The organism is Siphonobacter sp. (assembly GCF_048595215.1).
GTDB lineage: Bacteria > Bacteroidota > Bacteroidia > Cytophagales > Spirosomataceae > Siphonobacter.
Window position 1 is genome coordinate 1 of the sequence record NZ_JBMDWJ010000034.1, and the last position, 6,532, is coordinate 6,532.

Genomic DNA, 6,532 nt, shown 5'->3' on the forward strand with positions numbered 1-6,532 from the left:
TACATTCGATGGGACGATAATCCAGCTAACGCAGGCTCCGTCCTTTGTTCTATTCCATCTTAGTTTTATAAAAAATGATACGTAAGACCATGAAAATGTTACCTGTATTGGGCTTGTTACTGATGGGATCAGTAGTCTCCGCTCAGGTTTCGGTGAAACCCGTTGAACAGGAAATTGCCAAAGTAAAGCGGACGGGTTATGTGACGACATCGTCGGTTGCGGAGAAAATTATTGAAGAAGCCTGGAAGAAGAAACTCAGTCAATACGGACGAGTACTGAGTGATCGGGGAGGGGTGTACAAAGTAGAATATGCCAAGGTTCCGTTTTACGATAAAAACGTACTGATTGTCAGTCAGCTGGATACCCGGCGGGGTAGTACCTCTATCTTTATGTCCGTTGATCTCGGCAATTATGAATATGCTTCGAGTACCAACAATTACGGACGCGAGGTAGAGGATATTCTTCGGGATTTCCATAAAGACATTGATTACCAGTCGCAGGTAGCTGAGGCGGATAAGGGGCTCAAAGAAGCCAGCGACAAACAGCGGGAGGTCGTACGTAAATCAGATCGGAACCTGCGTAATCTGAAAGATAATCACTCCGAGAAAATCAAGTTACTAAAGCGACTCGAAGACAATGAAAAAGAGCTGATTCAACTCCGGGCCGACAGTGTGCAGTTGTACAGCGATGTACAACAGGTAAACCAGCAACTGGAAGACCAAAAGAAGAACGTTGATACGGTGAAGAACCGAAAACCTTAACGAGCTAAAAGCGAAGGCCCCCGGCAACATTGCCAGGGGCCTTCGCTTTTAGTTACCTTCCCGGTAGAAAACCCGGCTGACCCGCTCCCCTACGTTCGTTAGAATTTCGTAGGGAATGGTACCGCTCCAGGAAGCCAGATCGCGGATGGAGGGGTAGTCCCCGAAGATGATCACTTCGTCCCCTTCCGAGCAGTCAATGTCCGTAACATCCACCATACTCATATCCATGCAGATATTGCCGACGATGGGGCATAACTGACCATGGATCAAAACCTTGCCGGTACCCCGACTGAATTTACGATCAAAGCCATCGGCGTAGCCAATGGCAATGGTGGCAATCCGGGAATCCCGAGACAGTACGCCCCGACGACCGTAGCCGATCGTTTCGGTTTGCGGGACTTCCTTGATCTGTGAAATCACCGTTTTAAGCGTACCAACCGTTTTTAGGTTTTCCTGATCCTCCGGTAAGACCGCCGTACCGTACAACCCTTTGCCAAGCCGAATCATGTCGAAGCGAGCTTCCGGAAAACGAGCCAGTCCCGGCGAATTCGCCAGGTGTCGAATGGGCTGGTAGGGGAGAACGGCCGTAATGCGGTCGGCCATAAACGTATACCGGGCAATTTGCTGATGTGTAAAGGCATCGTGCTCGGCTTCGTCGGCGGCCGCCAGGTGACTAAAAATGGAAGCAATGCGAATTTCCGGATGCTGACTGATTTGATCGGTTAGCCAGTCCAGGTGTTTTTCTTCAAAACCCAGCCGATGCATCCCCGTGTCCACTTTGATGTGTACCGAAGTAGAAATCTGACGGTCGCCGAGAAAATCAACAAATTCCTGCCAGTGACGAGGACTGTAAATTTCCGGTTCCAGCTGGTAATCGAGTACCTGCTGAAAATTCTCCGGCGAGGTATTCAAAACCAGAATGGGCAGCTGAATACCGGCTTTACGCAAACGAACGCCTTCGTCCGGATACGCTACGGCAAGGTAATCGACGCGGTGGAATTGTAAGAGATTCGCTACTTCCTCGATACCACTTCCGTAGGCAAAGGCCTTGACCATGACCATGATTCTGGTCTGACGGCCAATTTTTTCCCGGAAATAATTCAGGTTATGGGATAAAGCATCCAGGTTTACTTCCAGAATGGTTCCGTGGGTACGCAGCAAAAGTTTTCGAATGATGTCTTCAAAATGGAAGGTACGGGCCCCTTTGACCAGCACGACACTGTCACTGAAATCCGATGTACGGTATTTCGCTAGAAAGGCTTCGGTACTTTCGAAAAACTTCGCGGGTAAGGCAAAGGCCATCTGGTTGCGTTGCAGGGCTTCGCCGATGCCAATCAACTGGTTTACGCCTTTATCTTTCAGCAACTGGGCAATCTGGGAATACAACTCGCTCTCGTTTACCCCACTTTGCAGTAGATCTGAGAGAATGACTACTTTGTGCGGACGTTCGTGCTGATTTGACAGAAAATCCAGGGCCATTTTCAGACCAGCCAAATCATTATTGTAACTGTCATCAATGAGGTAACAATCATTGATGCCTTCTTTCAGCTCCAGCCGCATCGATACGGGACGCAGGGCGTAAATGCGTCGCTGAATTTCTTCGTCCGGAATTCCAAAATGACGTAAGAGCACAATACAGTGGTTGAGGTTTTCCCACCAGGCCTGACTGATGTTACTCTGGGTAGTGAAGGAATGCCAGGCTTCGGTTTTCGACCAGCCGAGAATCTGGCAATCCGCGGGCAGAAAGTCGGGTAATTCCGCCGTGATTTCCGTAAAGTCGCGGCAGTACACGAAAGTTTTGACGTGACGGAATAACTCCAGCTTTTCCCGGATTTTCTGTCGACGATCCTGAAACGCTTCGTCGTGAGCCGTACCAATGTTGGTAAAAATGCCAATGGTAGGTTGGATTACCGCTTCCAGATGAGCCATTTCACCGGGCTGTGAAATACCCGCTTCGAAAATGCCCAGCGTATGATGAGCGTCAAGCGACCACACCGATAGTGGCACGCCCAACTGAGAATTATAACTCTTGGGACTTCGGCAAATGACAAAGTCCGGGCTGAGCAGCTGAGCCAGCCATTCTTTTACGATGGTTTTGCCGTTAGAACCTGTAATGCCAATAACGGGAATAGAAAAAGCCCGACGATGCCCGGCAGCTACTTTCTGCAAAGCATGAATGGCATTGGGTACTACATGAAACTGAGCCTCCGGAAAAGCCTGCGTCTGAAATTGAGCCTCTTCAATAACGAATTCCCGAACGCCCTTCCGGTACAACTCGGGAATAAAGGTATGTCCATCGTGGTGCGGCCCCCGGATGGCGAAAAATACGGAATCAGCGGGACTGGTAATCTGACGGCTGTCGGTAAGTAAATAGCGAGCAGAAATGGTCATGTACTGCGAATAAAAACGATACGATAATGAAAGTCCGGCGTTACTACGGGTGCGTAATGTAGAAAGAAAGCAACGAAGGAACCAACAAAAACGTTGCTACAGCCAGTGTTTTCGCCGGAACCAGAGTAGCATGATGACGACCATCACCGCCATCAGACCCATCGCGAAAGGATACCCATATCGCCAGTGTAATTCCGGCATGTACTCAAAATTCATCCCATAGATACCCGCTACGAAGGTCAATGGCATGAAGATGACCGAGATGATGGTCAGTACTTTCATTACATTGTTCAGCCGATTACTGATGGTCGAATTATAGAGGTCCATCAAACTGGTCATCTGATCGCGGTAGAGTTCTACGGTTTCGTTCACCTGATTGATGTGATCGTACAAATCCCGCAGATAAATTTCCGTGTTGGCTGAAATCAGCGACTGCCCGTTCAGGGGAGCTTCCCGCGAAAGACTCAGGGTAATTTCCCGAAGCGGCGTAACCACTTTTCGCATCACGCCCAGTTCGCGTTTGACGGTATAGATCTCTTCGAGGTGCTTCTGCTCGGCATTTTTAAACAGGGCTTCTTCGAGCCGATCCAGGTTCTCTTCCACGCAATCCAGCACCCGGAAATACTGATCCACCACTACGTCCGCCAGGGCGTACAGCAGATAGTCCGCCCCATTTTGCCGCGTTTTTCCGGCTCCGGCTTCAATGCGTTTTCGGATCACTTCAAAAATATCCCGGCTCCGTTCTTCCTGAAACGAAAGTACCCAGCGAGGGCCCAGTACCAGGGCTACGTGTTCGGGTTCTACCTCACGGGTATGGGGATTGTACTCCAGCCACTTCAGTACGATGAACAGGGTATTCTCCCCGAAAAACTCAAACTTGGGCTTTTGTAGCGTATTCAGAATATCCTCCTGCATGAGCGGGTGAAGCTGATACAGACGACCGATTTCTGCAATGACTTCGGGTTTATGAATGCCATCGATATTGAGCCAGGTGATCCCCGTTGTCGAAGGGCTGGCTTCGGAATAGTTCTGCAAAACTTTCTTTTGATGCCCTTCCAGCGTGAAATCAATGCGGGTAATCTTAATTTGATTATCGAGGGGAAGACCTACATATTGAAGCGTACCGGGTGAGGTTCCCAGATTTTTACGCTCAATTTTATGCTTACGTGAAGACATGAAGATGCGATAGTGAATGGACCGTTTCCCTAAAAAGGGTGGCCCATGGTACGGAACTATAAACGTAAAACTTCGGGCTAGGTTTAGTACGGGCAGGGATATTTCAGGGCATCAAAAAAATTAGACAGTCCCGAACGTTGCCCCAGCGTTTAGGGTTTAAGTACTAAAGGCATAACATTTTTCTAAAACCGGCTATGAAAGCAACGCTGCTGAGTTTGTTTATGGTCTGTACCATGGTTGTTATGGGCAGTTGCCAATCTCAATCACAGGATAAGAAGCCCAAGAAAATGGACGTAAAAACGAAGAATCCCTATTACTCACGCACTGATACTACAAAACTGAATGTATCCGATGCCGAATGGAAAAAAGTACTCGAACCCGAAGTATATGCCGTAGCCCGGGAAGCGGCCACCGAATGGGCCTTCCGGGGTAAGTACTGGAACTTTACGGGTCGCGGTACGTACTACTGTGCGGCTTGCGGTAATGCCCTGTTCAAGTCAGATGCCAAATTTGCCAGCAGTTGCGGATGGCCCAGCTTCTTCGAAACGATGCGGCCGCACAGCGTCGAATACAAGGAAGATCGTTCACACGGTATGAACCGCATTGAAGTCTTATGTGGACGTTGCGGCGGTCACCTCGGTCACCTGTTTGATGATGGTCCGGCTCCTACGCACAAACGCTACTGTATGAATTCCGTCGTGATGGATTTTGAACCGGACGATAAGAGTCAGCAGGCGGTGAAGTAGGTAAGAAGGTTTGAAAAGTTTGACAAGAAGGTTTGAGAGTGTTTGAAGGACAAGAGCCTTCTGCGAATGATACTACAAACAAAAAGGGCGGTAAACTGAGAGTTACCGCCCTTTTTGTTTGTATCGGTCCGTGCCGATTAACGCATGTTGTGGTACACGTTCTGAACGTCGTCATCTTCCTCGATACGTTCGATCAGTTTATCCATGTCAGCGGCTTCTTCTTCGGAGAGTTCTTTCGTATCGTTTGGAATACGCTCGAAATCGGCTCCCTGAATTTCGTAGCCGTTCTCTTCCAAGAAATGTTGTAAGCCACCAAAAGCGGTGAATTCGCCGTAAATGATGACCTGATCCGTTTCTGGATCCAGAAATACTTCTTCCGCACCGAAGTCAATCAGTTCGAGTTCCAGCTCTTCAATGTCCAGACCCGGCTTATTGGCAATCTTGAATACGGATTTACGGTCAAAGATGAAATCCAGCATACCAGAAGTACCCAGACTACCACCCAGCTTGTTGAAGTAGCTACGGATGTTGGCTACCGTCCGGTTGGTGTTGTCGGTCGTGCATTCAATCAAAACGGCGATACCGTGCGGGCCGTAGCCTTCGTATACTACCTCTTTGTAGTCTTCCTGATCTTTCGCCGTCGCTCGTTTAATGGCCCGATCTACGTTGTCTTTGGGCATGTTCGCCGCTTTCGCGTTCTGAATCATGGCCCGCAGGCGTGAGTTGGAGTTGGGATCAGAACCACCACTTTTTACCGCCAGCGTAATGTCTTTACCGATTCGGGTAAAGGTTTTGGCCATTTGGCCCCATCGTTTGAACTTACGGGCTTTTCGGAATTCAAAAGCTCTTCCCATACTAAGTAGTTAATCGTTATTGAGTTGTCCGTTACAAATTATTCCAGCGAACCTATTTTTTGCAAAAATACAAGAAGTAGCCTCACTTCCGAATGTGTAGGGATGGGAAGCTGGAATAGTCTTTTCGTTTTCTTAGGGAAACGAACTATTGATATGGTCATGAATACGAATCAGGAAGAAAATCCCCGCAAAGAGCCCCAGCATGATCTGGAGTGGCAGGAAGATAATCAGCACAAGCATCATTACCAAGCTCTGGAAAAACGTGACCCGGAAAAAGGCTATAGCACCGACCCCGGTCAGGGTGATCCGGGTGTAAGCTATCCCCTTCGCGATGAGGACATGGACCGTCAGGTACAGGACCCGGTAGCCGAAGCCGAAAACCTCAAGGAAAGCTACGAAATGGCCCACGATGAGGGCGGCGAGCAGCAGGAGGTGAAAAACGAAGAACCCGTCCCTATTGCCGATACCGTAATGACCGATCGAAAGGAATCGGCTGATCGGAAGGAATAAAAAAAGAGGCTTCTAATTAATAGAAGCCTCTTTTTTATGAGTCTGGACGTCCCTCAGAGCGTTGGCAGATATTCTTAAGGTTAACGATATTTCT

6 protein-coding genes are annotated in these 6,532 nt (G+C 48.7%); 3 read left to right on the plus strand and 3 right to left on the minus strand.

Annotated features, from left to right (window positions below; translation table 11 throughout):
• Nucleotides 1-89: 89 nt before the first annotated feature.
• Nucleotides 90-761, plus strand: coding sequence for a hypothetical protein (locus ACOJTG_RS02265; RefSeq protein ID WP_420152318.1), 672 nt, complete (start codon nucleotides 90-92; stop codon nucleotides 759-761).
• Between the two features lie 48 nt (nucleotides 762-809).
• Here ACOJTG_RS02265 and ACOJTG_RS02270 read toward each other — a convergent pair whose 3' ends face one another.
• Both ACOJTG_RS02270 and corA read right to left on the minus strand, forming a co-directional pair.
• Nucleotides 810-3,152: a bifunctional UDP-N-acetylmuramoyl-tripeptide:D-alanyl-D-alanine ligase/alanine racemase gene (locus ACOJTG_RS02270; protein WP_420152319.1), complete on the minus strand. Its 2,343-nt coding sequence runs from the start codon at nucleotides 3,150-3,152 to the stop codon at nucleotides 810-812.
• A 96-nt stretch (nucleotides 3,153-3,248) separates the two neighbouring features.
• Entirely contained in the window at nucleotides 3,249-4,328 is a 1,080-nt protein-coding gene (gene corA, locus ACOJTG_RS02275; protein ID WP_420152320.1) for a magnesium/cobalt transporter CorA, read from the minus strand.
• Nucleotides 4,329-4,522: 194 nt separating this feature from the next.
• Here corA and msrB point away from each other — a divergent pair, with 194 nt between their 5' ends.
• Complete coding sequence (gene msrB / locus ACOJTG_RS02280; protein ID WP_094810699.1) at nucleotides 4,523-5,074, plus strand: peptide-methionine (R)-S-oxide reductase MsrB; 552 nt, start codon at nucleotides 4,523-4,525, stop codon at nucleotides 5,072-5,074.
• Between the two features lie 137 nt (nucleotides 5,075-5,211).
• On the opposite strand, the gene ACOJTG_RS02285 is transcribed toward msrB, so the two are convergent.
• Entirely contained in the window at nucleotides 5,212-5,928 is a 717-nt protein-coding gene (locus tag ACOJTG_RS02285; RefSeq protein WP_104710857.1) for a YebC/PmpR family DNA-binding transcriptional regulator, read from the minus strand.
• Between the two features lie 159 nt (nucleotides 5,929-6,087).
• On the opposite strand from ACOJTG_RS02285, the gene ACOJTG_RS02290 reads away from it, so the two are divergent.
• Nucleotides 6,088-6,438, plus strand: coding sequence for a hypothetical protein (locus tag ACOJTG_RS02290; protein ID WP_104710859.1), 351 nt, complete (start codon nucleotides 6,088-6,090; stop codon nucleotides 6,436-6,438).
• Nucleotides 6,439-6,532: the final 94 nt, after the last annotated feature.